This window comes from Streptomyces huasconensis (genome assembly GCF_021028635.1).
Taxonomy (GTDB): Bacteria; Actinomycetota; Actinomycetes; order Streptomycetales; family Streptomycetaceae; genus Streptomyces; species Streptomyces huasconensis.
Window position 1 is genome coordinate 4,344,199 of the sequence record NZ_CP086119.1, and the last position, 25,539, is coordinate 4,369,737.

Consider the following 25,539-nt stretch of genomic DNA (forward strand, 5'->3'; position numbering starts at 1 on the left):
GCGTCCGTGGCCTTGCCCGCGGCCCTGCCCGTGCCCGTGGCCGTGCTCGTCGTCGCCGTGCTCACGTGCCGCTCCTCGCCAGGGCGGACGCCGGCCCCGGGACCGAGGCGGCGGGGGGTGCCTCCGTACGGCCCCGAGGGCGTACGAGGAGGGCGAGGCCGCCCAGCAGGCCGCCCGCGCAGCCGCCGACCAGCGTCGTCACCCCGGTGGAGAGCGAGGACGGCTCGGTGGGCTCCAGGGCCCGGGAGAACGTCAGCAGCTTGACCTGGGTGCTGTCCTTGGCGTGGTTGGCGTTCGTGGCGAGCGACCTGGCGACCGCGTTCGCGGTCAGGGCGGCGGCCGCGGGCCGGTCCGACCGGGCGGAGATCGAGATCATCGGCGCGTCGGGGGAGGTCGCCACCTGGACGCTGTCCCGCAGCTGCGCGGGCGTCATGCCCGCCTCCACCTGCGCGTCGCCCAGCACGGCCACTTGGGCGGCCACGCGCCCGTACGCCTGGGCGAACCCGAGTGCCGTGGCCGGGTCCGCCTTCGCCTGCGGCACGGCGACGACGTAACTGGTGGCGGTGTACTGCGGCGTCTGGAACACGCCGAACCCGCCGCCCACCAGGACGCCGGCCGCCGCGCAGGCGGGCAGGGGCCACCAGCGGGGCAGCCGGGCCAGGCGGGCGCGCAGGGCGTCGGCACGCGACCGCTCGTTCTCGGAGTCGCTCATCGAGGGTTCACCTCCAGGTTCTGGCCGGGCACAACCGACGCGTAGACGCGCATCAGCTGGTCGGCGCTGCGGGTGATGCTGTAGTGGCCCACCGAGGCGGGCGCGGAGCGGCTCGGGGGGCGGGCGTCGCGCAGGCCGTAGAGGGCCTGCGCGAAGGAGTCCGGGTCGCTCGGGCGGTACGAGGCGTTGGTCCGTGCGTCGGCGGGCAGGTCGTCCAGGGCCGGGCACGAGGCGTAGAGCACGGGGAGCCCGGTGGCCAGGCCCTCCACCAGCGCGAGCCCGAAGGCCTCCTCGGGGGAGGGGGAGGCGAGGGTGTCCATGGCGGACAGGAGCGAGGGCAGGGCCGGGGCGCCGCCCTCCTCCTCGCTCTCCTCGTGGGCGGCCTCCCCGGCGAACCGCACCCGGCCGGCGAGGCCGAGCCGGTGGGCCAGCCGCCGCAGCTCGTCTTCCTGGGGCCCGGCCCCGACCAGCAGGACGGCGACGTCCTCGGGCAGTTGGGCCGCCGCGTGCAGGAGTACGTCGAACCGCTTGCCGCCGGTGAGGCGGCCCACGCCCCCGACGACGTACGCGGTGTCGGGCAGGCCGAGGCGCCGCCGGGTGCGGACGCGGGCCGCCGGGTCGAAGCGGAAGCGGTCCACGTCGATGCCGTTCGGCACCACCCGGATGCGCTTGCGGGGCACGCCCCAGCGGTGCAGCCGCCGTCCGACGGCGGGGGAGACGGCGACCGTCATCCGCCCCAGCCGCTCCCCGGCGAGGTACAGCGCGCGCACGCCCGTGGTCAGCGCCCGCCCCTCCATCTGCGAGTCGCCGAGGGAGTGTTCGGTGGCCACCACCGCGCGCACCCCGGCCAGGCGGGCCGCGATGCGCCCGTACAGGCAGGCGCGGTAGAGGTGGGTGTGGACCGCGTCGTACCGGCCGGAGCGGATGAGGCGGGCCAGCCGGGGGAGCACCGTCACGTCCTGGTTCCCGGCCATGCCGAGGTCGGTCACGCGCGTGCCGTCGGCGACGATCCCGTGTGCCACGGCGCCCGCGTCGGTCAGCGTCGCCACGTCGCACTCCACCGGCAAGTGGCGCAGCAGCAGCCGCAGTTGCTGCTCCGCACCGCCGACGCCGAGGCCGGTGATGATGTGCAGGACCCTCATCCGGTGACCGCCGAGCGGTCCAGGGCGCGGCGCCGGAGCCGGTTCGTCCACATCTTCAGGCGCAGCCGCGCGGCCGTGTCGCTCTGGCCGATGTGGACGCGGGGCAGCGCGTACGGCCCGGCGAGGGAGCCGGGCGCGATGGCGCAGGCGTAGCGGTATCCGGCGCCGCGTACGGCGGTGATCACCCGCTCGTCGACACGGCCGTACGGGTAGCAGAACCCCCGCACCTCGGTGCCGGTCAGGGCGGTCAGCGCCGCCCGGCTGCCGCTGACCTCGCGGTGCAGGGTCTCCTCGTCGGCGGTGGTCAGGTCGACGTGGGTCAGCCCGTGCGAGGCGACCTCGACGCCGCTCGCGGCGGCCCGCCGGATGCCGTCGGCGCCCAGGAGCGGCTTGCGGGGGCCGAGCGGGTCCCAGGCGTTGTCGCCGTCAAGGCGGCCCGGCAGCACGAACAGGGTGGCCGTGCAGCCGTGGTGGCGCAGCAGCGGCAGGGCGTGGTCGGCGAAGTCGCGGTAGCCGTCGTCGAAGGTGAGCCCGACCAGACCGCGTTCCTCACCGCGCGCGCACGCGTCCAGCAGGTGGCGCATCGACACCCCGCGCAGGCCCTGGTGGCGCAGCCGGCGCAGCTGTTCGTCGAGGCGATCGGGCGAGACGGTGATGCGGTACGGGTCGTCGGAGGGGTCGGCGACGGAGTGGTACATCGCGATCCACGCGCAGGAGCGGGGCGGACTGGTCCGCAGGAAGGGATCGTCGGCGGTGGGGGCGGCGGACGGGTTCAGCTCAACGGGCATGACGCAGCTTTCCTGTGACGTGACGGAGGGCGGACGGCCAGGGCTGGGCGCGCAGGAGCAGGCCGAGCAGCACGAAGGAGACGGTGACCACCGCGCCGGACGCCAGGACGGCGAGGGCGGGCTGCCCCACCCGCTCCTCGCACAGGGCGCCCAGCGCGGTGGCGCCCCCGGCGGCGGCCACGAGGCGGCCCAGCTGCCCGGCGAGCCTGCGCGTCCTGATGGGCACGGTGTCCGGGCCCATGCCGCGCAGCAGGAGCAGCGCGCTGACGCAGATGCCGGTGGCGTTGGCCGCGGCGATGCCGTGGACGCCCCAGGTGCCGACGGTGAGGAAGCCGATGCCCGCGGTGGTGACGATGCCGGTGAACATGGTGCAGCAGGGAATCCAGGTGGTCCTGGCCAGCGAGAAGTGGGCGCGGGCGAGCGCGCCGACCAGGGTGTGGCCGAGCAGCCCGAGGGCGTAGACGCGCATGACGGACGCGGTGGTGGTGGTGTCCCGCGCGGTGAACGCGCCGCGCTGGAAGAGCAGTTCGATCAGGGCGGGCGCGGAGGCGATGACGGCGGCCGTGCCGAGCAGCACCACGCACCCCGCGAGGACGACGTCGCGCTCGACGCGGTCGCGGGCCCGCTCGGTCTCCCCGGCCGCCAGCGCGCGGGCGACCACCGGGAAGGTGACGGTGCACAGCATCAGGGAGAGGACCATCGGCATCTGCGCGACCTTCTGCGCGTAGTTCAGGTGCGAGATGGCCCCGGCGGGCAGCGACGAGGCGAGGAAGCGTTCGATGAGGACCTGCGACTGACGGCAGAGCGCGAAGAGCAGGACCGTCCAGATGATCGCCGTCTGGAGTGTCGCGGCGGCCACCGGCCCCGCGGCGGCCGGGACGGCGGTGGGCCCGCGCCCGCGCCGCAACTCCCGCCACAGGGAAGGCGCTTGTGCGACCACCATCAGCGCGCCGCCCACCGCGACCCCCGCCGCCGCGGCCCGCACGCCCCAGGGCGCCGCGAGGACGAACAGCGCGGTGATGATCGCCGCGTTGTAGGCGACGTACACCGTGGCGGGGGCGACGAACCGCTGGTGCGCCCGCAGCGCCGCGCTGCAGTAGCCGGTGAGCCCGAAGGTGAAGGCGCAGGTGGCCGTCAGCCGCGTGCAGTCCACGGCGGCCTGCCGGTCGGGCAGCCCCGGCGCCAGCAGCGCCACCACGTACGGCGCCGCCGCCATGAGCACCAGCGACGCGGCGGCGAACCACAGCGACATGCGCGGCAGCGACGCCCGCACGAGCGCCCGCACCGGGTCCCCGGCGGCGTCGTCCGCGCGGCGGGCGAGGGCCAGGCTGAACGCCGGTACGAGGAAGAAGGCGAGGCCGTCCTCGATGAGCAGCGTCGCCGCCAGCTCCGGGATGGTCCACGCCACGAGGAAGGCGTCGGTGTCGGTCCCGGCGCCGAAGAAGTGCGCCAGCGCCTGGTCCCGTACGAGCCCGAGGAGCGAACCGGCCACCGACAGCGCGGCGGTGACCAGCCAGGCCTTGGCGAGGAACGATCCGCCGCTCTTCGCGGCGGGTTTCCCCACGCCGGGCGGCGCCTGCTCCGTGGCCACCGCGGGCGGCACGGTCGTCATCGCGCGCCCGCCCCCTTTGGCACCCCGCGCGAGCCGACCGCCCACCACGCCGCGACGCCGAAGGCGACGGCCGTCAGCACGGTGGAGGGCCCGCCGATGTCGGCGTACACGAAGTCGACGAGCTGCCAGACCAGCAGCCCGCAGGCCAGCAGCGCGCAGTCCAGCTCCGGACCGCCGGGCCCGTCCGGCCGGGCGCACCGGCGCTGCCACCGCCGCAGCCCGCACACGAGCAGCGCCGCCCAGCCGCCGGCCAGCGTGAGCAGGCCGAGCAGCCCCTGTTCGCCGAGCACCAGCAGGTACATGTTGTGCGGCGACAGGAGCGGCTGGCGTACGAAACCGCTGCCCGCCCCCGCCGTGTCGCTGCCGGAGGACAGGGCCAGCGAGGCGTGGCTGTCGCGGTGGTCGGGGAAGCCCTTGAGGCCCACGCCGGTCACCGGGCGCTCGCGCCACATGTCCGCCGACGCCGCCCACATCGTGTACCGGTCGGTGACCGACTGGTCGGGTGTCCCGGTGACCTGGGTGATGCTGCTGAGCCGCTGCTGGAGCATGGCCGAGCCCACGCCGAGCCCCGCGACCAGGACCACGGCCGCCGCGCCCCCGGCAAGCAGCACCCGGCCCGCGCGGCGCGCCCCCGCGAGCAGCAGCACGGCCAGGCAGGCCGCCGCCGTGGCGATCCACGCCCCGCGGCTGAAGGACAGGGCGAGCGGCACGGTCAGCAGGGCCGCGCACACCGTGGCCGTCCACCGCTGGCGCGGCGCGTGCGGGCGGAAGGCCAGCGCGAGGGCGCAGACGATCCCGTACGAGACGACGGTGGCCATCCCCATGACGTCCGTGGAGCCGAACGTCCCGACGGCGCGAATGTCCTCGCCCATGTACGAGGCCCCGGTGCCGGTCAGGTTCTGCTGCACGCCCAGTGCGCCCTGCCACAGGGCCAGCGCCACGAACGCCCAGGCGATGACCCGGAAGTGGCGCGCGTCGCGGATCAGGATGAGCACGGCCGCGGGCACCAGCACGAAGATCTGCAGGTAGCGCGCGGCCCCGGCGACACCGGTCGCGGCGGAGGCGGCCCCGCAGGCGGCTACGGTGATGCCGACGACCGGAAGTCCGAGGAGCACGGCGGCTGTCCGGCTCAGCGGGCGCCGCCGGGTGCGGACGAGATGGACGGCGCACAGGCCGACGAGGAGTGCCGAGGCCGCGTCGGCCACCGTCCCGGTCCCGCCGCCGCCCGACGCCGCACCACCGCCGGCTTCCGGCACGGGCAGCGCGAGCAGCGCGATCACCAGGACCACCGGCAGGACCGGGGCGCTGCGCCTCAGCTCACGCAGGGCGACGTCGCGTGGGGTCACCGCGCTCAGCTCCCCGTGCGGCGGACGAGACAGCCGAGGGTGCGCAGCAGGATGCACAGGTCCTGCCAGAAGGACCAGCTGTCGATGTAGGCGTTGTCGAAGCGGCACCGGTCCTCGATGGAGGTGTCTCCGCGCAGCCCGTGGATCTGGGCGAGCCCGGTGATGCCGGTCGGCATCCGGTGCCGCCGCGCGTAGCCCGGGTAGGTCTGGCTGAACTGCGCGACGAAGAAGGGGCGTTCGGGGCGCGGGCCGACCAGGCTCATGTCGCCGCGCAGCACGTTCCACAGCTGCGGCAGCTCGTCCAGCGAGGTGCTGCGCAGGAAGCGGCAGAAGGCGCTCATGTGGTGTTCGTCCGCGACGCTCCACCGGGTGGCCGCCTCCTGGGAGTCGGCGGGCCGGTGGGTGCGGAACTTCAGCAGCGTGAACAGCCGTCCGTCCTTGCCGACACGTTCCTGCCGGAAGATGACGCCCGGCCCTTCCACGGTCCGCAGCACCAGCGCGCAGGTCACCAGCACGGGGGCGGCCGCGAGCAGCAGCACCCCCGCCACCGTGATGTCCAGCAGCCGCTTGCCGAGGCTCGTCCCGCGCCGCCCGGCGAACGCCAGCGGGCGGCAGGCGAACCCGGCCACGCGCTGCCGGGCGTCATGGCGCGGCGGGGCGGCTTCCGCGGGGCGGGCGTCGACCTCCCACAGGTCGCAGCCGAGACCGCCGAGCACCGGCACCATGCCCGCGAGCGCCGGGCCGCGGTCCGCGAGCAGCAGCACGGTCCGTACGTCGTTCTGGATGACGGCCCGGTGGAGTTCGTCCTCGGTGCCGAGCACGGGCAGTTCGGGGGCGGACCCCTCGGCCGGCTCGGCGTCACCCGCCGCCGGCTCCCCCGCCTCCTGCCCGGCCTCGCTCACCACGCCCACCGGCCGCATCCCGCAGCGGGGGCGCCGCAGCAGCGCGGCCGCCACGGCCCGCGCCTCACCGCACGGCCCGAGCACCAGCACCGGCCGGGGTCTTCGCGCGGCGCTCGCCCGCCGCCACCAGTGCACCAGGGCCCGCCCGGCGACGGCGAGCAGACACTGGGCCGCGCCGAGCGTGGCCAGCGTGGACAGCGGGAGCGGCGGCACCGGGGCGGGCAGGGCCGGGGCGATGACGGCGGTGAGGGCCCAGCCGAGCGCGATCCGCCCGGCGAGCGAAGGCACCTCGTCGAGCGTGGCGGGCAGCGCGGTGTACGCGTACAGCCGCCCCTGCGCGTTCAGGACGAGGACGACGGCGAGCAGCAGCGGCGCCAGCGTCGCGTACGCCCGCGGATCGTCGAGGAGGAGCGGGGCGAGCAGCGCCGCGGCGCAGTCGGCGCCCAGCAGGGCGGCCACCGGGCGCCGGCGGCGGGACGGGGGCCGCGGGCGGGCGTCGGGGCGCGTGCCCCCCGCCCCGCGCGGCGCGACGACGAAGGTGCCGGGCGGGGCCTGGGTGTCCTGCCGGGACTGACCTGAGGAGGAGGCGACGGTTCGTTCCGCGGTCACGGGGTGGTGCACTCCCTGTACTCGGCGGCCTTGGCTGCGTTGGCGGCGTTGGTGGGCGCCGCGCCCAGAAGCTCGCGGTAGACCACGCCGATCGCGGCAGCGGCGTGCCGCGCGTCGTGGCGGTCCAGGACGTGCCGGCGTCCGCGCCGGCCGAGCGCGTCGCGCAGCGCCTGGTCCCGCAGCAGGGCGGCCAGGGCGCGGGCCAGCGCGGCGGGGTCCTCCGGCGGTACGAGCGCGTGCGCGCGGCCGTCCCCCGGCAGGCTCTCCCGGGCGCCGTCCACGTCGGTGACGACGACCGGCCGGGCGCAGGCCATGGCCTCCAGCGGGGCCAGCGCCATCCCCTCCCACCGGGAGGGCAGCACCACCACGTCGGCCGCCCGGTACCAGTCGGCGGCGTCCGGCGCCGCCCCGGCGAACACCACGGAGGGGTCCGCCGCCGCGCGCAGCCGGGCGGCGTCCGGCCCGTCCCCCACCAGCACCAGGCGGGCGCCGGGCACCCGCTCGGTCACCGACGGCCAGGCGCGCAGCAGGACGTCCTGCCCCTTCTGCCGGCACAGCCTGCCGACGCACACCACGAGGGGGGCGCGGACGAAGGGCGCGGGCAGCAGCCGTTCGCGGGCCTCGTGCGGCGCGCCGGGCCGGAAGCGGTCGACGTCCACGCCGTTGGGGACCACCGTGAAGGCGCCCTCGACGCCCGCCCGGCGGCCGGTGGCCCGTTCGGCCTCGCTGACGCAGACGATGCGCGCCGCCCAGCGGGCCGCGTGGCGCTCCCAGCGCCGGGCCAGGAGCGCGGTGCCCCCGCCGACCGCCTCGAAGGACCAGGCGTGCGGCTGGAAGACGGTCGGGACGCGGCCGCGCAGGACGAGCCGGGCGGCGAGTCCGGCCTTGGCGCTGTGGGCGTGGACGAGCGTCGGACGTACGGCGTCGATGACGCGGCCCAGTGCCCGCACCTCGGCCCGCAGGCCGGTACCGGGGGAGCGCGACGCGGGCCAGGAGTGGTGGTGCACCCCGCCCCCGGCGCCCCGCAGCGCCCGTGGCAGGAGGCCTTCGTCCGGGCAGGCCACATGGACGTCCAGGCCCGCCGCCGCCTGGGCGCGGGCCAGCTCGGCGACGACCTGGGCCACACCGCCGTCCACGGGCTGGCTGATGTGCAGGACCCGTGGCGAGAGGGGTGCTGACGGCAGAGGCATGCGCAACTCCCTGGAGTCGGTGCGGAGCAGTGCGCGCTAGCGCCGGGCGTCGACGGCGGCGTGTGCGGCGAGCGGATTCACATTGAATGCGCTGTTCTTACCTATATGACTGAAATGACCGTATAGCGGGGGCAACTGTAACGGCTGCGCGGAGCCGGTCCGTCAACCCGCGTACGTGTGTCGGACGCGTGCGGCGCGGGGCTCACCGGCGACGAGGGGCGCGACACGCGGCTCCGGTGAGCTGGCGCGGCCCTCTGACGGCGCGTCAACCAGCGTTGCCGTCGCGGCAATCAGAGCCGTCGCACATCACTCTTCCGGGCGCACAACTCGCCGTACCGATCGGCAGTTGATCCCACGTACGGGCACACGGCCCGTATGGCTCACCCTCACAAGGAGCAGTACTTCATGTCGCGTACCACCAAGGCCCTTGCCCTGTCCGCCGTCGCCGCCGCCGCCGTGGCCGCGGGCGCGGGTGTCGCCACCGCCGACGCCGGGGCGCAGGGCGCCGCCGCCAACTCCCCCGGCGTCGTCTCGGGCAACGTCGTCCAGGTGCCGGTCCACGTCCCCGTGAACGTCTGCGGCAACACCGTCGACGTCATCGGTGTGCTGAACCCGACGTTCGGCAACGCCTGCGTCAACCACTGACGCTCATCCGACGAACGGCCGCCCCCGCGCAGGCGGGGGCGGCCGTTCGGCGTGTCGGGACGGCGGCGGCACGCGTCCCGGTGCCCCGAATGGCGGCCGCCGCGCGAGCGGCCGACGGACCGTCACTTTCCGTCCCGGACCTGCGCGGATGTGCCTTCGCCGGGGAGCCGCCCGGCACCTGCCGGAGTCGTTCGGTTGCGGCCGGCGCGCACCGCTTCCACGGTGATCACAAGATCCGACGCGGCACCGAAAGGGACCCCTCCATGCGCGCTCTGTCCACCCGGCGTATCGCGACCTCCGCGCTGTGCGTGACGCTGCTCCTCGGCACGGCCGGCACCGCCTTCGCCTTCGCCGCCGACGACGCCCCCCGCGACGAGACCCGGAACGCGCACCGCGCGCCCGCCCCGGCCCCGGAGACGTTGCTGGCCCAGGCCGAGCAGCTCCGCGACGCCGCCGGGGTCATCACCCCCGCGTCGGATCTGCTCACCGCGGTGCTCAAGGCCCCGGGCAACAAGCTCTCCCCCGCGGAGATCAAGAAGCACAGGGAGGCCATGCGGCGGGCGGTCGACGCCGCGGGCGCCACGACCACCGTGCCCGAGTCCCCGGCCGCCCCCGTCGCCCAGCCGCCCCAGACGCCCGAGCGGCCCGTGGGGGCCGCCGCCCGCGACATCAAGGCGCCGGCCGACCCCAGGGCGAGCGCCCTGACCGCGCTCCACCAGGCGGACGCCAAGCTGCTCAGGGCCGCCGCGGCCGGTGACGCCGCGGCCGTGCGGGCGCAGGCCCCCGCCGTCGTCACCGGCATGGTCAACGTGGCCGCCGCCACCCTGCTCGCCGGCGGCCTGCCCGCACCCACCCTGCCGGGCCTGCCGCCGCCCACGGCGCCCGCCACGCCTGCTCCCCAGGGCCTGCCGACCGGAACGCTGCCGCAGACCCCGGCCGTACCCGAGACCGCCGCGCCCTGACCCGGCCGGGCAGGTGTCGCCGGGCGCGGAGGAGGGGAGCGCCGAACCCCCTTCGTATGGTGGTCGGTTGATATGAGGATGGGACGCGTTCTTCATTCGAGTGGGCTCGGGCGAAGTTTGTGGACCCGAGGGTTTCCGTACCCGCCCGTGCTCGTTGGGCCCGGTGAAGTGAGACGCCAGGCAATCCGTGCCTGAACGGTGCCCCACAGGCGACACGCGTTGCCGAAGAAAGGAACATGATGAAGGCCCTGAAGGCCGCTGCCGTCCTTGCCGGTTCGATCGCCATCGCCGGTTCCGCCGCGCCCGCGTTCGCCGGCGGTCTGACACCCACCAGCCTGACCACCGAAGTCGAGTCCCTCGCCACCCAGCCCCTCTTGGACCGCCAGCCGGGAGACGGGAACCTGATCGACGCCCAGAAGGGCGCCTCCGTCGTCAACACCGTCTCGGACGCCGCGGACCGCGTCAACACCCGGGGCGGTCCGACGAAGCTCATCGGCGGCCTTCGCCCGGGCCAGTAACGCGCGGGCCGCCCCCTTTCCCCGGCGTACCGCCCCGGCCGGGAAAGGGCGAGCGATCCGCACGCCATCGTCCGGCCTCCGCGGCCCGGACGACGCAAGGGCCGGTCACCTCTTCCACAGGCCGGCCCTTGCGCGTGCCCCCGGCCCCGCGCCGCACCCGTACGCCGACACGGCACACCGACACGGCACGCCCCGCGCGAAGACCAGTTCGACCAGCGGGGCGCCTGCGGCCCGCACCGCGTGACCCCATCGTGTGATGCCGGTTCCGGCATGGACCACATGGGTGACAACGGCGCCGGACCCGCCCCCGGGCGTCTATACGGTTCCCCCCATGACCTCAGCAGCCGGCGAACAGCGCCCCTCCCCAGCGACCGGCCCCGGAACGGACCCGCGCCGATGAGCACCACCGATCTGCCGCGCCGCGTACCGCGCCAGGGCGCCGGGACGCCCCGCGCGGACGGCACGGCACCCGCGGAAGGCACCCACCGGCGCGAGGGGGACCGGTGGTTCGGCCTGCTCCTGGTGGCCACCGGCGCGGCGGGACTCCTGGCCTCGTGGGTCATCACGCTCGACAAGCTCAAGCTCCTGAAGGACCCGCACTACACGCCGGGGTGCAGCCTCAACCCGGTGGTGGCGTGCGGCAACATCATGAAGAGCGCCCAGGCGTCGGCGTTCGGCTTCCCCAACCCCCTGCTCGGCCTGGTCGCCTACGCCGTCGTGATCGGCGTCGGGGTGAGCGTGCTGGCGGGCGCCCGCTTCCCGCGCCGGTACTGGCTGACGTTCAACGCGGGCACGCTCTTCGGCGTCGCGTTCTGCACGTGGCTGCAGTTCCAGTCGCTGTACCGCATCAACTCGCTCTGCCTGTGGTGCTGCCTCGCCTGGGCCGCCACCACCCTCCTGTTCTGGTACGTGACGGCACACAACGTGCGACGCGGCTTCCTGCCCGCCCCGCGCGCGGCCCGCGCCTTCCTGCACGAGTTCACGTGGGCCCTGCCCACCCTGCACCTGGGCGCCGTCGGCATGCTCGTCCTGACGCGCTGGTGGGACTTCTGGACCTCCTGAACCTCCGCGACGGCCCGACCGTGTGCGCGCACCGGTCGTTGCGGGGCGGTCAGAGCAGCGGGGCCCCTCGTCGGGCCAGGTAGCGGACCGGGTCGATGTCGGAGCCGTAGCGGCGGCGCGACCGGATCTCCAGGTGGAGATGGGGCCCGGTGGCCCGCCCCGTCGCCCCGCTGCTCCCGATGCGCGCCCCGGCGCGGACGGTGGCCCCCGGGCGGACCTTGATGCGGGACAGATGCGCGAAGACGGCGTAGTGGCCGTCCCGCATCCGCACCGTCACCGCCTTGCCGTACGCCCCCGACCGGCGCGCCAGTATGACGACACCGGAGGCCACGGCGTACACCGGCGTCCCGGTCGGCACCGCCAGGTCGATGCCGGTGTGGTGCCCGGCCAGCCAGTCGCCGCGGACGCCGTAGCGCGCGGAGACCCGGAAGCCGCGGCGCAGCGGGAGGGTGTACCGGCCGGGCGGCCGCTCAGGGGCGCCGGCCCGGTCCCACTCGGCCTGGAACTGGGCCGCCGCCTCGGCGAGGGCCGTCTCGAACTCGACGTCGTACCCACCGGTGCAGACGTCGCCGTCATGGGAGTGCGCGAGGGCCCGGGGCGCGGTCAGCGGGACGGCTCCGACGGCCAGGAGTCCGGCGGCGACCCGCAGGGCGTCGCGCCGCGTGGGAGGCGCGTCAGGCGCCTTCGCTATGTGGTGGTCCATGCCCGCCACCTCACTAGCGGCGGGCCCGGCACGCATCCCGTGGCCGCTTCGACTACGCCAGGCGGTGGAATCGGCCAGGTCTCCCACGTGCCGCGGCGCGGCCCGTCACATGAAGGACATGCCGCCGCCCACGACGCAGGACCTGCCGTACTTCCAGTCGCACTCGACCTGGTGGACGACGGAGTCGGGAAAGCCGGCCGGGCCCGTGGGCGCGGCGGCGGCGGGGCTGAACGCCAGCAGGGGGACGAGCGCCAGGGCCAGCGACAGCAGGAGCCTGAGGTGAACCGACACGTCCGTTCTCCTCGTGATCGTCGAATCCCGAGACGGAACGATCCTGCCCAGATGTCACCCATGATCGCTATTCCGTCGCGGAGGGTGACGACGGCGGCCGCTCACCTGAGTGGGGGAGACCTGCGGCGGCCTGGGGCGACACAGCGCCGCTGTTCAGCTGTAATGCGGCGGGCGGCGCCTACGTTGGTCGGCGTGAAGATCCATTGCGTCGGCGGAGGCCCCGCCTCCCTGTACCTGGCCATCCTCGCCAAGTTGCGCGAGCCGGGCCACGAGATCACCGTCCACGAGCGGCACGCGGCCGGCGCCAGCCACGGCTGGGGCGTCACGTTCTGGCCCGATCTCCTGGAGGAGCTGCGCCGCCACGACCCCGTGTCCGCGCGCGCCATCGCCGAGCACTCCGTGAGCTGGCGCGGCGGCTTCGCGTACGTGGGCGACAGGACCACCGCCCACGACGGCGACGTGGGCCACGCCATCGGCCGCCACCGCCTGCGGACCATCCTCGCGGACCGCGCCCGGGAGCTGGGCGTCCGCCTGGAGTACGGCGTCGAGATCGGCGGCCGCGAGGACCTGCCGGACGCGGACCTCGTCGTCGCGGGGGACGGCGCGCACAGCAGGCTCCGCACGCAGAGCGCCGGCCACTTCGGGACGCGCGTGACGACCGGTGCCAACCGCTTCATCTGGCTCGGCACGACCCGCGTCTTCACGGCGTTCACCTTCGCCTTCGTGGAGACCGATCACGGCTGGATCTGGTGCTACGCCTACGGCTACAGCGACGAGCACAGCACCTGCGTGGTGGAGTGCTCCGAGGCCACCTGGACCGGCCTCGGCCTCGACCGGCTCGGCCACGGCGACGCCCTGCGCCTGCTGGAGAAGCTCTTCGCGACGATGCTCGACGGCCATCCGCTCCTCGGCCGCACCGACATCGAGAGCCACGCCCTGTGGCAGGCCTTCCCGACCGTCACCAACGAATCCTGGTCCCACGGCGGCCTCGCCCTGATCGGCGACGCCGCGCACACCACGCACTACTCGATCGGCGCCGGCACGAGCCTCGCCCTGCGGGACGCCGTGTGCCTGGCCCGGCAGTTGGGGAGCACCGACACGGCCGGGCTCCCCGCCGCCCTCGCGCGCTACGAACGCGAGCGCAAGCAGGCCCTGCTGTCGGTGCAGAGCGCGGCCCGGCACAGCGCGCAGTGGTACGAGAACCTGACCCGGTACATCGGCCTGGAACCCCGCCAGATGTTCGCGCTGCTCGGCCAGCGCCACTCCCCGCTGCTGCCGTACGTGCCGCCCCAGCTCTACTACCACCTGGACCAGACCGTCGGCCGTCTGCCGTCCCTGCGCCGCCTCAAGCAGAGCCTCGGGCCCCGCCTGGCGCGCGCCCTCCAGAGCCGGCGGCCTCCGGCCTGAGCGGTCACCGGGGTGTGTGCAGGGGCCACGCGTTCACCCGAATGGACCTATCGGGGCCGTGGCGGACGCGGGCGGTCCGGCCGCCGTCGGCCCCGGCACGACGAAGCCCTCGCGGCCGTCCCCCGTACGCTGCGTAATTCTTCGCCTTGCGGGGCGGGCCTCGGCGGCGCGCGATGGACATGAAAGCGTGCGTCGTCCCGTGGCGGAATGGTTTCTGCCCGTCGCATGCTCCAAGGGAGTGATCACCCATGACGCAGGGCGAGGCCTTCACCAACCCCGACGCGCTCAAGGGCCTGACAGCCTACGACCGGACCGGCGAGAAGATCGGCAGCATCGAACGGGTCTACCTCGACGACCGCACCGGCCGCCCCGAGTGGGTGACCGTCAAGACCGGCCTGTTCGGCATGAAGGAGAGCTTCGTGCCGCTGGCGGGGGCGCGTCTGCGGGGAGACGACCTGCACGTCACGGCCACCAAGGAGGCCGTGAAGGAAGCCCCGCGGGTGGATGCCGACCAGCACCTCGACCCTGGCCAGGAGCATGAGCTCTACGCCCACTACGGGCTCGCCCGGCCCGGCGCCGCCCCCGGCCCGGCGCCGACCGGCACCGGCACCGCGGGCACGCAGGAGCACCCGCTCACCGGAGCGGCCGCCGGTACCGGCGTGGGGGCCGGCGCGGGCAAGCGGGAGTTCGCCACCCGCGCCGGGATGGGCAAGGACGAGAAGGCGCGGGAAGAACTCGTGCGGTCCGAGGAGCGGCTGCGGATCGGCACGGAGGAGGAAGAGGTCGGACACGCCCGGCTGCGCAAGACGGTCGTGAGCGAGAACGTCACGACGTCCGTCCCCCTCTCCCACGAGGAGGTCCGTGTCGTACGGGAGCCGATCCGTGAGGGCGAACGGGTGCGCGGCAACATCGGCGAGGCCGAGACCGAGGTGACCCTGCACGCCGAGCGGGCCGTGGTCAGCAAGGAGACCGTGCCCGTCGAACGTGTGCACCTGGAGACGGAGAAGGTCACCGAGACCCGCGAGGTCTCCGACACCGTCCGCAAGGAGCAGATCGAGTACGACGACGACGTCAAGGGCGTCAAGGGCGAGCGCGGCGGCATGCAGGGCGAGTCGTGGCGCGACCGGAAGCAGGGCCCGCGCCACTGACGGCCACGGGTCGGTTCATGAGCGGAGGGAGGCACCCCCGGGCGCTTCCCTCCGCTCATGTCCCTGCGCTGCTCGCGTCCCTGAACTCTGCACCCCTGCGCTGGCTGTCCCTGTGAACAGCGGCACCCGCTCCCGCGTCCCTGTCTGTCACCGGGCCGGACCACGGCTCTCCGGGCCGAACCGAACGGATGATGCCTTGCCGACCCCTGTCCGGGGACGAGGCGTAGCCAGGGGCGCGGGCCGTCGTTGGGCAAGGCATGAGCGACGTAAGAAGAAACGTTCTTCTGGCTGGGCAGGGCCGCACGGCCACCGTCCCGCCCGTGGACGCGTCGTCGACCGTCTCGCCGACGCCCATCTACGACGCCCTCGTACAGCTAGTGGCACGCCCAGCGCCGGGAGGTCCCGCGCCCGCCGCTGACGTGTCCGGGCCTGCTGCGGGTGGACCCGCAGGACCTGTTCCGACGCGGCTGACCTCGGCTTTTTCGCCCGCTCTGGGCGGGGCCCGGCCCCGGGGAGGAGCCGTCGAGCGGGTGTCAGACCAGCGTGACGGCCAGGAAGCCCGACAGGAGCGCGGCGGTCGCGGCGGACAGCAGGACGACCCGCCCGCGCCCGCGCCACAGACCGCCCCACGCCAGCCGGGCGGGCCACGGGGGCCATGCGGGCAAGGAATCGTTTCTCCTCGCCGCTTCCACGCGTACGGACAACTCGGCGAGGCCGTCCGCCTGCCGCAACTGCGCACACCACTGGCAGTAGTCGAGGCTTGCGTCGGGGTCGACCGGCCAGCGCGTCGCGCCGAAGAGATCGTCGTCAAAAACTGCCATGCCGGACTCAACGACGTACAAACACATCTCGGAACGACCCGGTCAGCCCCCGGGGCCGCGTTTCACTCGCCTGCTGCCGGTGCTGCTTCTCGAACGGGGGAATCAGGGCCCGGGAGGGCTTCGGGGTGCGAATGGGGGGAAGAGGGACTGTTTGCGCGGAGGGCTGAGTTCACACTTCCCTGAATTAACGCTTACCTGAATTCATAGATATGTGTACTCTCGGCGCCATGCTGACCGCTGATGCCGCCGCTGCCGTCGCCGCCGTCCCCGACATCGAGGTGCTCGCCCGTTTCGGCCGTGCCCTCGCGGACCCCATCCGCTGCCGGATTCTCCTCGAACTCCGTACGGCGCCCGCGCATCCGGCCGACCTCGCGGACCGGCTCGGCGTCTCGCGCACCCGGCTCTCCAACCACCTGGCCTGCCTGCGTGACTGCGGGCTCGTCGTGGCGGTGCCGGTCGGGCGGCGCACCCGCTACGAACTCGCCGATCAGCGGCTCGGACGCGCCCTGGACGACCTGCGGGCCGCGGTGGTGGCCGTGGAGGCGGACCGCACCTGCCCGGACGCGGATGAGCAGGGCTGCTGCTGATGGCGTCGACGCCGTGGGTCACCAAGTCCCATGACCGCGGCTGCACTTCGGGCCAAGCCTCCGGTCCTGACCCGGCTCGGCGGGAGGTGCTGGCGCGTCGCATACGGCTGCTGGTCGCCGCCACGATCGCGTACAACGTCGTCGAGGCGGTCGTCGCGATCACCGCCGGTTCCGTCGCCTCCTCCACCGCGCTGGTCGGCTTCGGCCTCGACTCGGTGATCGAGGTGTCCTCCGCCGCGGCCGTGGCCTGGCAGTTCTCCGCCACGGAGCATGCCGTGCGCGAGGCGAGGGAGAGGAGGGCGCTGCGGATCATCGCGCTCTCGTTCTTCGCGCTCGCCGCGTACGTCACCGTCGACGCGGTCCGTACGCTGGCGGGGCCCGGGGGGGCTGAGCACTCCCCGGCCGGGATCGTGCTCGCCGCGCTCTCCTTGGCGGTCATGCCGTTCCTGTCCGCCGCCCAGCGCGGGGCCGGGCGCGAACTGGGCTCCGCCTCCGCCGTCGCCGACTCCAAGCAGACCCTGCTGTGCACGTATCTCTCGGGGGTGCTGCTGGTGGGCCTCCTGGCCAACAGCCTCTTCGGGCTGGCGTGGGCCGACCCGGTCGTGGCCCTGGTCATCGCGGGGGTCGCGGTCAAGGAGGGGCGGGACGCGTGGCGGGGGGACGGCTGTTGCGGCTGCTGAGGCGGGGCGGATCGGCCGTTCCTGTCCGCGCTGCCGCAAGTCGCGGGCGCGTGCGCTGTCGGCGGCACGTCGAGGGGCCCGGGTGCCGTATCGGCACCCGGGCCCCGAGCTTTCAACACCATCTACCGGCTGAACGCGCCGGCCTTCATGTTCCGCGGGCCCGCCTGGGAGCGTGAGGCCGCGGGGATCGCGGTTGCGTGACCGGGGACCACCTTCCAATCCGGGGCCTGCGGTACCCGGGCGGTCCTGCTCACCCGGGCGATCCTGATGGCGTCGGCTCCTCCTCATTGCTGTTGCTGCGTTACTGCTCTTACAGCGGTACTGCTCTGTACTGCGGGTACTGCTCTGGTACTGCGTACTGCTGATCCTGCGGGTACTGCGTGCGGCCCCTGGGGCCGGCTCGGCCCGGCGACCAGTGGCGGGGCCCACTGCTCTGCGGCCCCGCCACTCCGTTGCCGTTCCGTCTTCTCTGCGCGGCAGTTCGTCTCTGCCGCGCCTTCTGTGACTCGTTGAGACTGAGAAAACACTAACCCCGTCACTGAGAAATGTCTACCTTCGCTGTGACAGATTTCCTGCATGGATCATGGAGGAAGTTCTGTCGCCGGGAGATGCCCGTCGGCCCGCGCCTGCGTCAGGAGAGCGAGCGGCCCGTGGGCCTCAGCCGAAGGCGCTGGGCCTCCGTCATCTGCGCTCGCTCGATGCCCGGCAGGACCTCGGCGCGGGCGAGCGGATGAGCCGCGACCTCGGCGAGGTGTCGCCGGTGCGCGTCCTCGTCGGCGTACGAGGTGAAGATCGTGACCACGTTCTCACCGGCGCGGACCGGGAGCCTGGGGAACGTGTTGTGCGCGTGCTCGGTGGCGAGGAGGGCGAAGGGCTCGGGGCCCGTTTCCCGGAGTACGGGCAGGAGGCCGTCCCGGATCAGCGCGACGCCCTCCTGCCCCGGCGGAAAGAACCAGACGGTCGCGGCCACGAAGCGGTCCGGCGGCGGGGTGCCGACCGGGGGCCGCCCGGAGGAGGGGGCGAAGAAGCCGCTTCCGGCAGGTTCGGGACGGAGGACCGGTTCGGGACGGAGGAGGAGTACGTCGTCGGAGTCGAGCATGGTGGCGTTCGCCCGGGGGCCGTGCTCGGACCACGCGGGGCCGCCGTAGAACTCCGTGAGCGCGTGATGGCGTGCCGTCATGTCCGGGAAGCCGCGCAGCCAGACGAAGCGGTCCGGGTCGTCGAGGTCCCGGAACTGACCGAGTACGGCCATCCCGGCCTCTTCCTGCGGTTCGACGAGCTCCCGGTCGAACAGCTCGATCAGCTCGTCGCGCAGGCCGGGACGCAGCGTGTACTGGCGCAGCTCGATCACGGCGGGCGGGGCGGTGCGGTGGGCGGCCCGGGTGGGGCCGACGGGGCCGGGGAGTGGCACGACAAGACTCCTGTTCGACGCTTTCCAGGCGGGGCGGCCGCTGGGGGTCGACGGTAGGAGAGTCCTGTGACAGGTGCTGTCAGGGTTTCCGGGGAAAATGCGCGCATGCCTGCCAGTCGACTTCTCTCGGTGCTGCTGTTGCTGCAGGCGCGGGGCCGCGTCTCCGCGCGGGCGATCGCCGACGAGCTGCACGTCTCCGTACGCACCGCCTACCGCGACCTGGCACGTCTCCAGGCCGCCGGGGTCCCCGTCTGCGCCGAGCCGGGCCCCGGTGGCGGATACCGGCTGCTCGACGGCTACCGCACGCGCCTCACCGGGATGAGCGAGGGCGAGGCGCGGGCACTGTTCTTCGCCGGACTCCCTGGCGCCGCCGCCGACTTGGGGTTCGCGGACGAGGTGACGGCGGTGCGGCTGAAGCTGCTGGCCGCCCTGCCGGCAGGACTGCGCGAGGAGGCCGCACGCTTCTCCGGGGTGTTCCACCTGGACGCCCCGGGCTGGTACCGGGACCCGGAGCCGGCACCGCATCTGCCGTTGCTGGCCGACGCGTTGCTGGCCCGACGCGCGGTGGACGTGCGGTACCGCCGCTGGCGCGCCCCGCAAGAGGTCGACCGGCGGCTCCGCCCGTACGGCCTGGTGCTCAAGTCAGGTACCTGGTACCTGGTGGCCGCCACGGAGAAGGGCACCGCGACCTACCGCGTCACCCAGATCCTCGACGCGTCGCCGACCGACGAACTGTTCGACAGGCCCGCGGAATTCGACCTGGGCGCGTACTGGGCCTCCTATCTCGCCGACTTCCAGGAGCGCCGCTACACCGGTACGGCGACCATCCGGCTGTCCCCCCGTGGCCGCCACCGGCTGCCCGACAACGCCCCGCCCGAAGTGGTCCGGGCCGTCGACGCCAGCGCGGCCCCCGTCGGCGCCGACGGGTGGGTGGAGGCGACCATCCCGATCGAGAGCGTCGAGCACGCCTGCGGCGAACTGCTGCGGCTCGGCGCGGAGGTGGAGGCCCTGGCGCCGCCCGAACTCCGCGAGAGCATGGCGGCCACAGTCGGGGAGCTTGCCCGGGCCTATGCGTCCGAGGTTCGTTGACGCAGCCCTCGCACGGTGATCAGGCGGAGGCGGGAATGGGAGCGGGGACGGGGGCCGTGCGGCAGGTGAAGCCGAGCTGGGCCATGGAACGCAGTACCTCGCCCGCGCTGAAGTCGCGGCGGTCCTGGCGGGTGATGACCGCGCCGACCTGCTTGACGGGGTAGTGGCGCCGCCCGATGATCACGGACTGCCCGGTGACGGGCTCGGGCTTGACGCCCTTCATCGTTTCGAGCACGCCGCTCTTGGTCAGGTCGAACGGGAAGCGGGCGATGACACAGCGCATGAGACCTCGCAAGAAGGAGAGGGGGCGGTCGAGGGGAGACGACCGCGAAGGGTGGACCTAGCTGAGGTCGCTGAGGTCACTGATGCCGCTGAGGTCGCGCAGGCGGACCCGGTCCGTGTACCCGGCGCCGTCCCGGACCGCGATGAGCCCGGCCCGGGAGACCCGGCCGGTGGGCCCGCCGTCCTCGTCGCAGACGAGCAGGTGCGTGACGCGAGCGCCCGCCATGACGCTCAGGGCGACCTCGACGGTCATGTCGGTCCAGACCCGCGGCCCGGATTCGCCGGTGGTGCCGTCCACGGCCGTGACCGGAGTCATCTGATGCAACGTCAAAGAGTGCCTCCTACAGACGTACAGACCTACAGGCCAAGAGACCTGCAGACCTACAGCCCTGCAGACCTACGGTCCACAGGGCCGCAGGCCTGCAGGGATGGTTCAGCTTCTGATCAGGCGGGCTCTAGGCGGCCGAGTCGACGGCGGCCTGTCGCGGTACGGACGCACGCCGTGCCGCGCCGACGGGACGGCGCCGGCCGCGTGAGGTGCCGCCGCGCTTGGGGCGTTCGGTCACCGGCGCGGTGATGACGACCGGAATCCCGGAGGGCGTCTGGGCGCCGGTGATCCGGCTGAGCGCCTCCTCGCCGGAACGGACCTGCGTGACCTGCGGGCTGATCCCGGCGTCCGACATGAGGCGGACCATGCCGCGGCGCTGGTTGGGGGTGACCAGCGTGACGACGCTCCCGGACTCACCGGCGCGCGCGGTACGGCCGCCGCGGTGGAGGTAGTCCTTGTGGTCGGTCGGCGGATCGACGTTGACGACGAGGTCGAGGTTGTCCACGTGGATGCCGCGGGCGGCGACGTTCGTGGCGACGAGCACGGTGACGTGCCCGGACTTGAACTGCGTCAGGGTGCGGGTGCGCTGCGGCTGCGACTTGCCGCCGTGCAGCGCGGCGGCCCGTACGCCGCTGCCTAGCAGGTCCTGGGTCAGCCGGTCGACGGCGTGCTTGGTGTCCAGGAACATGATCACGCGGCCGTCGCGAGCGGCGATCTCCGTGGTGGCCGCTTGCTTGTCGGCGCCCTGGACGTGCAGGACGTGGTGCTCCATCGTCGTGACCGCGCCGGCCGACGGGTCGACGGAGTGGACGACGGGGTCCGTCAGGTAGCGGCGCACCAGCAGGTCGACGTTGCGGTCCAGCGTGGCGGAGAAGAGCATCCGCTGGCCCTCGGGACGTACCTGGTCGAGCAGCGCGGTGACCTGCGGCATGAACCCCATGTCCGCCATCTGGTCGGCCTCGTCCAGCACGGTGATGCCCACCTGGTTGAGGCGGCAGTCGCCCCGGTCGATGAGGTCCTTGAGCCGGCCGGGGGTCGCGACGACGACTTCGGCCCCGCCGCGCAGCGCGTTGGCCTGCCTGCCGATCGACATCCCGCCCACGACCGTGGTCAGACGAAGGCGCACCGAACGGGCGTACGGGGTGAGCGCGTCGGTCACCTGCTGCGCCAGTTCCCGGGTGGGTACGAGGATGAGCCCGAGCGGCTGGCGGGGCTCGGCGCGCTGCCCTGCCGTCCGGGAGAGCAGGGCGAGGCCGAAGGCGAGCGTCTTGCCGGAGCCGGTACGCCCGCGGCCGAGGACGTCACGGCCCGCGAGGGAGTTCGGCAGCGTCGCGCCCTGGATCGGGAAGGGGACGGCCACGCCCTGCCTGCCCAGCTCGGCCAGGAGCGGTGCCGGCATGTCGAGGTCGCCGAAGGCCTCCACGGCGGGCAGCGCCGGGGTGACGGTCTTGGGGAGAGCGAACTCACCCTGCGGTGCGGCGGACCGACGGCCGTAGCCACCGGAGTTCGCGGAGCTTCCGGAGCGGCGCGGGGCCGATGAGCCGAAGCGGCTGCGGCCGTTTCCGGCTTCGGCACCGCCGTTACGGGTGCGGGCGAAACGGTCGTTCGTACGTGTGCGGTTCATGCGGGAACCTTCCTCGATGCGGCGCATATCAAGGAATTCCCGCAACAAAGAACAGCGCAGAGAATCACAAGAATGGACCGATGGTAAAAGCGAAAGCGAATCCGGCCGCCCGGCGAAATATTTACGCGGAACAGGCGGGCGCGGACGGCGCCGAGACGATGGGACGCGGCAAGGGTGTGGAACCCGGGGCGTCGGCAGGTGTGACCGCGGAAATCGTCCGGGTCACGGGATCACTGGCCGCAGGCGAAATCACTGCGGAAAAAGCATGCAGCTGGGGCCCGCACCCCGAAGGATGCGGGCCCCAGCTGCAAGTGTGCGTAAGCGTCAGGCGGGAACGATGTTCTCGGCCGTCGGGCCCTTCTGGCCCTGCGCGATGTCGAAGGACACCTTCTGGCCTTCGAGCAGCTCACGGAAGCCCTGGGCGGCGATGTTCGAGTAGTGGGCGAACACGTCCGCGCCGCCACCGTCCTGCTCGATGAAGCCGAAGCCCTTTTCCGCGTTGAACCACTTCACGGTACCAGTAGCCATGTCTATCTCCTTTGGGGCAGTACATCGGTATCCGCACTGTGCGGAAACCGTGTCGCCGCGATGATTACCCCGCCCGGAAATGACCGGTCATACAAAAGCGCTCCGGACGCAGTAGGCGACCAGGAGCACTTGAAGTTTCGGGAACCACAACTGCAACTAAGACGACAGTAGCACGCCATGAGGGTCTGTGCCGGTCCATAATTCCGCCCCACTCGGCGCGCGAAAAAACCCTTCTCGCGTGGTTCCCTAAACTCTCATGCGGCGAACACAGACATTGCCTGCCGAACTGCGGAACTACCGAACAGCATCAGTCTCGGTCGGAGGAGGGCGTGGTGCGGGTCATGTTGAAGGTGAGGGACGAGAAGTCCCGGCCTTGGAGCACCGGGCCGTTCTGAGTGCCGCCGCTGATGCTGTTGTGCACATTGCCGCCCCCGGAGCCGGCCTGCGCCCGCTGCCACCACTCCTCCAGATGCCCGCGGAACTCTCCGTCCAGGGCGGCCCGCACACCGAGGGCGGTGGCCAGTGCCTGCGCGCGCACCGGATCGCCGGGGTTCTCCGCGAGCGCGGCGACTTCCAGTTCGCCGGAGCCGACCTGGGGCGCCCCGCCGTCTTCCGTCCCCTCTGCCGCGGCTCGCCCGAACGGGCGCCGCACCAGCGCGGTGAGTCCTTGCCATGCCTGGCGGCCGGCTTCGCCGCCGAGACCGCCGGCCAGCGCGGCGAGGGCCGCTGCGGTGATCGGGTCCATGCTGGGGCTCCCTCAGTCGGTGACGGGGCCTCCACCTTAGGTCGGCCACCGACGGGGACACACCGTCACGACGCGGACCGGCCAACGGTGTTGGCCGGCCATACCGAACTCTGGACACCTCCTTCCCCTCCCTGGGTCCAGTACGGTCACCACGGGTGGCGAAGATCCCGGAAGGCGAGGGCAGGAGGCGCCGCAGGGCCAGCACCCCGACCATGTCCCGCGACCTGGCCATCGTGGTGGCGCCCCGAGGAACCCGAGCCGCGCAGGCACACGTAGACCGCTGCCGCGGCCGTACTGGGGTGGCGGTGCATGCGCCAGATCAGGGCGCGGGCTGGGTAGCGGTGGCGAGGGTGTCCCAGGAGAGGTCCAAGAAGGGGTCCAAGAAGGTGCGGTCTGCGTGCTCGGGGACGGCTTGCTGAAGGTGGCGGGCGTAGCGCTGCTTGGTCTGGATGCCGGGGCGTCTCTGGTGCGTGTGCTCGACGGTCCCCTGCACTCACGTCGATGAGACCGGGCCCGGACTCGTGCTCTGCCGTCGGGAGGCGGCCGGAGCAGTTCCGAGGGCTACTCGGTTCGCCGTTGAGCAGCCCTCGGCGCTCTCTCCGCTACGTCCACGAGATCGTCTGTTCCTCCGAGAACGACGTGTCCGACTCCGTCCATCGGTGCACGATGGTTCCTTGCCGGGCGACTCCCGAGTGGAGCAAGATGGGGAAGTTCACCGACGACTTGGGCGGAATGCGCGGAGCTGTGAGCTCTCCCAGCGCGGTGGGGTTGGTTCCCTCGCCCACGGGGCTCATCTCCAGCTCGACGTTTTCCGCTGCGACCTCTCCGAGGTTCTCCACGAGGAGCCGTTGTCTTGTACGCCGCATCTTGATCCGACCGCGGCTGTCTTGCTTGGGTTCGTTTTCCCACGTGTAACTGGAGCGAAGGACAGCTCCTGGCCGCGAGCGGTCCATCTCATCGCCGCCGATGTTGCCGACCTTGTACGCGTCGTGCTCCAGGCATGTCCTGACCTTGGCCTTCAGGTCGTCGGCAGAGGCGTAGTTGCCTGTCAGACCATGCTCCTGGACCTCCTTGCGGAACGAGTTCAGTGCGGCGAGTTGCTCTGGGTCGTGGTCGCGCGGGATAGGCGCCTCGGAGAAGAAGACATGCACAGCCGCGCCGCGATCGCGGGCTCGGAGGATCTCTTCGGCCGTACCGGAGACGGCGCGTTGCGTTGCCTGACCGAGGCGGCTATTGAAGACCGCGATGACGATGTCCGCCTCGTCAGCGAACTGCGCGTTGATCACTTCCTGGGCGTCGCCCTGGCCGACCAGCGGCACGGCTCCCAGCTCCCAGCGAAGAGGCAGCAGGTGGATCTTGCGCCGCATGGTGTGATCGCTGTTCCAACTGCGGATCGCATCCTCCACGACATCGCGATCAGAGGCGGTGTCGCCCGGGGACGCAATCAGGACGCTCAGCGTGAGGGTCTGGATGGCCATGACGGCAGGTTAGCCACTGGCACCGACAGTTCCGGCAGAGCGCACGGCCCCCCAAGAGCCTGCGAGCCAGATCATGAAGTCGGCTCCCAAACGGCTCCCAGGATGCCCCGGAAACCACTCAGGGGCCTGATTCGATCTCTCGAATCAGGCCCCTGACCTGGTGTTCCAGCTGTCGGGGTGGCGGGATTTGAACTCACGACCTCTTCGTCCCGAATGGGGTTCGGGTGCTGATGCTGCCTGCGTGGATGACGTTTGCCCTGGTCAGGAGCATGGCCTCGATGGGTCTCGGGTCGCTTGGAAGTGGATACGGGAGCAAGTCGGCTCCCCAAATGGCTCGTAGGCTGCCGCCGTCTTGGAGTGATCATGACGGGCATGGCTGCGAAAGGTCCGTCGACGGCGTACCCGCACCACAGAAGGGCCCCACGATCGAATGCCCCTTCGAGGGCCGATGCCAGGAGGGGGAATGACCTCTGAGGAGCGGCCTGCAGAATCGCCTCAGCGTTCGGTTGCGCCTTGCGGATTTCCGGAAGGCCTGGCTGGATTCCGAGTGCTGCCGTGATGACATACTCCGCGCCGGACTCGCGAGCCCCTCCCGGCGCACGCAAGGTGATGCTGAGGTTCAGCCCCTGATTGAGAGCGGGAAGCGGGGCTTGTCGCTTACCTCCGTCCTGTAGCCAGTCGCTCCTGAATTCAAATGCCGACGTCAGTATTCGCCAGAGTGCGTCGCGGGCATCCATCATCTCAACGCCCGTCACCAAAGCCGTCCGTCACTCGCGATACCCGAGAACTCTGTGTCCCAGGGGCGAGGAACCCGATGGTTTGCCGTTGCTTACGATAGTCGAAGCGATAGGACTTGGCACCGGGGCCGTCTGGTGGCTGCGCATCGCTTGCTCACACTTCTTCCGAGGCGCAGGACGGCGGCCTCGGCT

General features: G+C 72.8%; 27 protein-coding genes. 9 read left to right on the forward strand and 18 right to left on the reverse strand.

The features are described from left to right. Nucleotides 1-61 precede the first annotated feature (61 nt). Genes J2N69_RS19835 through J2N69_RS19865 form a run of 7 tightly spaced genes read right to left on the reverse strand, consistent with a single transcriptional unit; the run spans nt 62 to nt 8,301 of the window. Nucleotides 62-712, reverse strand: a complete 651-nt coding sequence (locus J2N69_RS19835) for a YveK family protein (RefSeq protein WP_230901977.1) — start codon at nt 710-712, stop codon at nt 62-64. Then, the gene (locus J2N69_RS19840; protein WP_230901978.1) at nt 709-1,854 is read right to left on the reverse strand and encodes a glycosyltransferase; all 1,146 of its coding nucleotides are present in this window, start codon (nt 1,852-1,854) and stop codon (nt 709-711) included. The genes J2N69_RS19835 and J2N69_RS19840 overlap by 4 nt, the downstream gene beginning before the upstream one ends. After that, the gene (locus J2N69_RS19845; protein WP_408056755.1) at nt 1,851-2,642 is read right to left on the reverse strand and encodes a polysaccharide deacetylase family protein; all 792 of its coding nucleotides are present in this window, start codon (nt 2,640-2,642) and stop codon (nt 1,851-1,853) included. Before J2N69_RS19845 ends, J2N69_RS19840 begins: the two co-directional genes overlap by 4 nt. Next, a complete protein-coding gene (murJ, locus tag J2N69_RS19850; RefSeq protein WP_230901979.1) occupies nt 2,632-4,254 on the reverse strand; it encodes a murein biosynthesis integral membrane protein MurJ in 1,623 nt (540 codons plus the stop codon). Before murJ ends, J2N69_RS19845 begins: the two co-directional genes overlap by 11 nt. Then, a complete protein-coding gene (locus tag J2N69_RS19855) occupies nt 4,251-5,600 on the reverse strand; it encodes an O-antigen ligase family protein (RefSeq protein WP_230901980.1) in 1,350 nt (449 codons plus the stop codon). Before J2N69_RS19855 ends, murJ begins: the two co-directional genes overlap by 4 nt. A 5-nt stretch (nt 5,601-5,605) precedes the next feature. Beyond that, nucleotides 5,606-7,111: an exopolysaccharide biosynthesis polyprenyl glycosylphosphotransferase gene (locus J2N69_RS19860; protein WP_230901981.1), complete on the reverse strand. Its 1,506-nt coding sequence runs from the start codon at nt 7,109-7,111 to the stop codon at nt 5,606-5,608. Further along, nucleotides 7,108-8,301, reverse strand: a complete 1,194-nt coding sequence (locus tag J2N69_RS19865) for a glycosyltransferase (protein WP_230901982.1) — start codon at nt 8,299-8,301, stop codon at nt 7,108-7,110. Before J2N69_RS19865 ends, J2N69_RS19860 begins: the two co-directional genes overlap by 4 nt. A 405-nt stretch (nt 8,302-8,706) precedes the next feature. Between J2N69_RS19865 and J2N69_RS19870 the strand changes: the two genes are divergently transcribed. The 4 genes from J2N69_RS19870 to J2N69_RS19885 all read left to right on the forward strand — a co-directional run bounded on the left by J2N69_RS19870 (nt 8,707) and on the right by J2N69_RS19885 (nt 11,488). After that, on the forward strand, nt 8,707-8,946 hold the full coding sequence (locus J2N69_RS19870) for a chaplin (protein WP_230901983.1): 240 nt from the start codon (nt 8,707-8,709) through the stop codon (nt 8,944-8,946). A gap of 263 nt (nt 8,947-9,209) precedes the next feature. Beyond that, on the forward strand, nt 9,210-9,908 hold the full coding sequence (locus tag J2N69_RS19875; protein ID WP_230901984.1) for a hypothetical protein: 699 nt from the start codon (nt 9,210-9,212) through the stop codon (nt 9,906-9,908). A 236-nt stretch (nt 9,909-10,144) separates the two neighbouring features. Continuing rightward, nucleotides 10,145-10,426 (forward strand): hypothetical protein, encoded by a 282-nt coding sequence (locus J2N69_RS19880; RefSeq protein WP_408056756.1) that lies wholly within the window; start codon nt 10,145-10,147, stop codon nt 10,424-10,426. A 396-nt stretch (nt 10,427-10,822) separates the two neighbouring features. Continuing rightward, nucleotides 10,823-11,488 carry a vitamin K epoxide reductase family protein gene (locus J2N69_RS19885; protein WP_230901985.1) on the forward strand — a complete coding sequence of 222 codons (666 nt, stop codon included), beginning with the start codon at nt 10,823-10,825 and terminating at the stop codon, nt 11,486-11,488. Nucleotides 11,489-11,537: 49 nt separating this feature from the next. Here the strand turns inward: J2N69_RS19885 and J2N69_RS19890 are convergent, their stop codons facing one another. After that, nucleotides 11,538-12,191: a M23 family metallopeptidase gene (locus J2N69_RS19890; protein WP_230901986.1), complete on the reverse strand. Its 654-nt coding sequence runs from the start codon at nt 12,189-12,191 to the stop codon at nt 11,538-11,540. A gap of 105 nt (nt 12,192-12,296) precedes the next feature. Continuing rightward, on the reverse strand, nt 12,297-12,482 hold the full coding sequence (locus J2N69_RS19895; protein WP_230901987.1) for a hypothetical protein: 186 nt from the start codon (nt 12,480-12,482) through the stop codon (nt 12,297-12,299). A 192-nt stretch (nt 12,483-12,674) separates the two neighbouring features. Here J2N69_RS19895 and J2N69_RS19900 point away from each other — a divergent pair, with 192 nt between their 5' ends. Both J2N69_RS19900 and J2N69_RS19905 read left to right on the forward strand, forming a co-directional pair. Continuing rightward, a complete protein-coding gene (locus tag J2N69_RS19900; RefSeq protein ID WP_230901988.1) occupies nt 12,675-13,889 on the forward strand; it encodes an FAD-dependent monooxygenase in 1,215 nt (404 codons plus the stop codon). Nucleotides 13,890-14,137: 248 nt separating this feature from the next. Next, on the forward strand, nt 14,138-15,037 hold the full coding sequence (locus J2N69_RS19905; RefSeq protein WP_230901989.1) for a DUF2382 domain-containing protein: 900 nt from the start codon (nt 14,138-14,140) through the stop codon (nt 15,035-15,037). A 533-nt stretch (nt 15,038-15,570) separates the two neighbouring features. Here the strand turns inward: J2N69_RS19905 and J2N69_RS19910 are convergent. Beyond that, nucleotides 15,571-15,858: a hypothetical protein gene (locus J2N69_RS19910; RefSeq protein ID WP_230901990.1), complete on the reverse strand. Its 288-nt coding sequence runs from the start codon at nt 15,856-15,858 to the stop codon at nt 15,571-15,573. 227 nt (nt 15,859-16,085) lie between these two features. On the opposite strand from J2N69_RS19910, the gene J2N69_RS19915 reads away from it, so the two are divergent. Beyond that, nucleotides 16,086-16,445: an ArsR/SmtB family transcription factor gene (locus J2N69_RS19915; protein WP_230901991.1), complete on the forward strand. Its 360-nt coding sequence runs from the start codon at nt 16,086-16,088 to the stop codon at nt 16,443-16,445. Nucleotides 16,446-16,531: 86 nt separating this feature from the next. Next, complete coding sequence (locus J2N69_RS19920; protein WP_230901992.1) at nt 16,532-17,125, forward strand: cation efflux transmembrane domain-containing protein; 594 nt, start codon at nt 16,532-16,534, stop codon at nt 17,123-17,125. A 631-nt stretch (nt 17,126-17,756) separates the two neighbouring features. Here J2N69_RS19920 and J2N69_RS19925 read toward each other — a convergent pair. Beyond that, nucleotides 17,757-18,536 (reverse strand): NIPSNAP family protein, encoded by a 780-nt coding sequence (locus J2N69_RS19925; RefSeq protein ID WP_230901993.1) that lies wholly within the window; start codon nt 18,534-18,536, stop codon nt 17,757-17,759. A gap of 105 nt (nt 18,537-18,641) precedes the next feature. On the opposite strand from J2N69_RS19925, the gene J2N69_RS19930 reads away from it, so the two are divergent. Further along, nucleotides 18,642-19,625 (forward strand): helix-turn-helix transcriptional regulator, encoded by a 984-nt coding sequence (locus tag J2N69_RS19930; protein ID WP_230901994.1) that lies wholly within the window; start codon nt 18,642-18,644, stop codon nt 19,623-19,625. 19 nt (nt 19,626-19,644) lie between these two features. Here J2N69_RS19930 and J2N69_RS19935 read toward each other — a convergent pair whose 3' ends face one another. The 7 genes from J2N69_RS19935 to J2N69_RS19965 all read right to left on the reverse strand — a co-directional run bounded on the left by J2N69_RS19935 (nt 19,645) and on the right by J2N69_RS19965 (nt 24,610). Further along, a complete protein-coding gene (locus tag J2N69_RS19935; RefSeq protein WP_230901995.1) occupies nt 19,645-19,908 on the reverse strand; it encodes an SCO5918 family protein in 264 nt (87 codons plus the stop codon). Nucleotides 19,909-19,965: 57 nt separating this feature from the next. Then, nucleotides 19,966-20,223: a CBS domain-containing protein gene (locus J2N69_RS19940; RefSeq protein ID WP_230901996.1), complete on the reverse strand. Its 258-nt coding sequence runs from the start codon at nt 20,221-20,223 to the stop codon at nt 19,966-19,968. Between the two features lie 139 nt (nt 20,224-20,362). Then, a complete protein-coding gene (locus tag J2N69_RS19945; protein WP_230901997.1) occupies nt 20,363-21,859 on the reverse strand; it encodes a DEAD/DEAH box helicase in 1,497 nt (498 codons plus the stop codon). A 324-nt stretch (nt 21,860-22,183) separates the two neighbouring features. Then, on the reverse strand, nt 22,184-22,387 hold the full coding sequence (locus J2N69_RS19950) for a cold-shock protein (RefSeq protein WP_004986771.1): 204 nt from the start codon (nt 22,385-22,387) through the stop codon (nt 22,184-22,186). 307 nt (nt 22,388-22,694) lie between these two features. Further along, on the reverse strand, nt 22,695-23,132 hold the full coding sequence (locus J2N69_RS19955) for a hypothetical protein (RefSeq protein ID WP_127912095.1): 438 nt from the start codon (nt 23,130-23,132) through the stop codon (nt 22,695-22,697). A 319-nt stretch (nt 23,133-23,451) separates the two neighbouring features. Next, nucleotides 23,452-23,625, reverse strand: coding sequence for a hypothetical protein (locus J2N69_RS19960; RefSeq protein ID WP_230901998.1), 174 nt, complete (start codon nt 23,623-23,625; stop codon nt 23,452-23,454). Between the two features lie 109 nt (nt 23,626-23,734). Further along, the gene (locus J2N69_RS19965; RefSeq protein ID WP_230901999.1) at nt 23,735-24,610 is read right to left on the reverse strand and encodes a hypothetical protein; all 876 of its coding nucleotides are present in this window, start codon (nt 24,608-24,610) and stop codon (nt 23,735-23,737) included. Nucleotides 24,611-25,539 lie beyond the last annotated feature (929 nt).

What these genes read in the sequence shown, in the direction of transcription:
- J2N69_RS19945 (WP_230901997.1), bottom strand. Translation starts at nt 21,859, where the DNA reads ATGAACCGCACACGTACGAACGACCGTTTCGCCCGCACCCGTAACGGC.
- J2N69_RS19930 (WP_230901994.1), top strand. Translation starts at nt 18,642, where the DNA reads ATGCCTGCCAGTCGACTTCTCTCGGTGCTGCTGTTGCTGCAGGCGCGG.
- J2N69_RS19955 (WP_127912095.1), bottom strand. Translation starts at nt 23,132, where the DNA reads ATGGACCCGATCACCGCAGCGGCCCTCGCCGCGCTGGCCGGCGGTCTC.
- J2N69_RS19890 (WP_230901986.1), bottom strand. Translation starts at nt 12,191, where the DNA reads ATGGACCACCACATAGCGAAGGCGCCTGACGCGCCTCCCACGCGGCGC.
- J2N69_RS19935 (WP_230901995.1), bottom strand. Translation starts at nt 19,908, where the DNA reads ATGCGCTGTGTCATCGCCCGCTTCCCGTTCGACCTGACCAAGAGCGGC.
- J2N69_RS19845 (WP_408056755.1), bottom strand. Translation starts at nt 2,642, where the DNA reads ATGCCCGTTGAGCTGAACCCGTCCGCCGCCCCCACCGCCGACGATCCC.
- J2N69_RS19915 (WP_230901991.1), top strand. Translation starts at nt 16,086, where the DNA reads ATGCTGACCGCTGATGCCGCCGCTGCCGTCGCCGCCGTCCCCGACATC.
- J2N69_RS19940 (WP_230901996.1), bottom strand. Translation starts at nt 20,223, where the DNA reads ATGACTCCGGTCACGGCCGTGGACGGCACCACCGGCGAATCCGGGCCG.
- J2N69_RS19965 (WP_230901999.1), bottom strand. Translation starts at nt 24,610, where the DNA reads ATGGCCATCCAGACCCTCACGCTGAGCGTCCTGATTGCGTCCCCGGGC.
- J2N69_RS19835 (WP_230901977.1), bottom strand. Translation starts at nt 712, where the DNA reads ATGAGCGACTCCGAGAACGAGCGGTCGCGTGCCGACGCCCTGCGCGCC.
- J2N69_RS19950 (WP_004986771.1), bottom strand. Translation starts at nt 22,387, where the DNA reads ATGGCTACTGGTACCGTGAAGTGGTTCAACGCGGAAAAGGGCTTCGGC.
- J2N69_RS19865 (WP_230901982.1), bottom strand. Translation starts at nt 8,301, where the DNA reads ATGCCTCTGCCGTCAGCACCCCTCTCGCCACGGGTCCTGCACATCAGC.
- J2N69_RS19880 (WP_408056756.1), top strand. Translation starts at nt 10,145, where the DNA reads ATGATGAAGGCCCTGAAGGCCGCTGCCGTCCTTGCCGGTTCGATCGCC.
- J2N69_RS19885 (WP_230901985.1), top strand. Translation starts at nt 10,823, where the DNA reads ATGAGCACCACCGATCTGCCGCGCCGCGTACCGCGCCAGGGCGCCGGG.
- murJ (WP_230901979.1), bottom strand. Translation starts at nt 4,254, where the DNA reads ATGACGACCGTGCCGCCCGCGGTGGCCACGGAGCAGGCGCCGCCCGGC.
- J2N69_RS19910 (WP_230901990.1), bottom strand. Translation starts at nt 15,858, where the DNA reads ATGGCAGTTTTTGACGACGATCTCTTCGGCGCGACGCGCTGGCCGGTC.
- J2N69_RS19840 (WP_230901978.1), bottom strand. Translation starts at nt 1,854, where the DNA reads ATGAGGGTCCTGCACATCATCACCGGCCTCGGCGTCGGCGGTGCGGAG.
- J2N69_RS19875 (WP_230901984.1), top strand. Translation starts at nt 9,210, where the DNA reads ATGCGCGCTCTGTCCACCCGGCGTATCGCGACCTCCGCGCTGTGCGTG.
- J2N69_RS19870 (WP_230901983.1), top strand. Translation starts at nt 8,707, where the DNA reads ATGTCGCGTACCACCAAGGCCCTTGCCCTGTCCGCCGTCGCCGCCGCC.
- J2N69_RS19905 (WP_230901989.1), top strand. Translation starts at nt 14,138, where the DNA reads ATGACGCAGGGCGAGGCCTTCACCAACCCCGACGCGCTCAAGGGCCTG.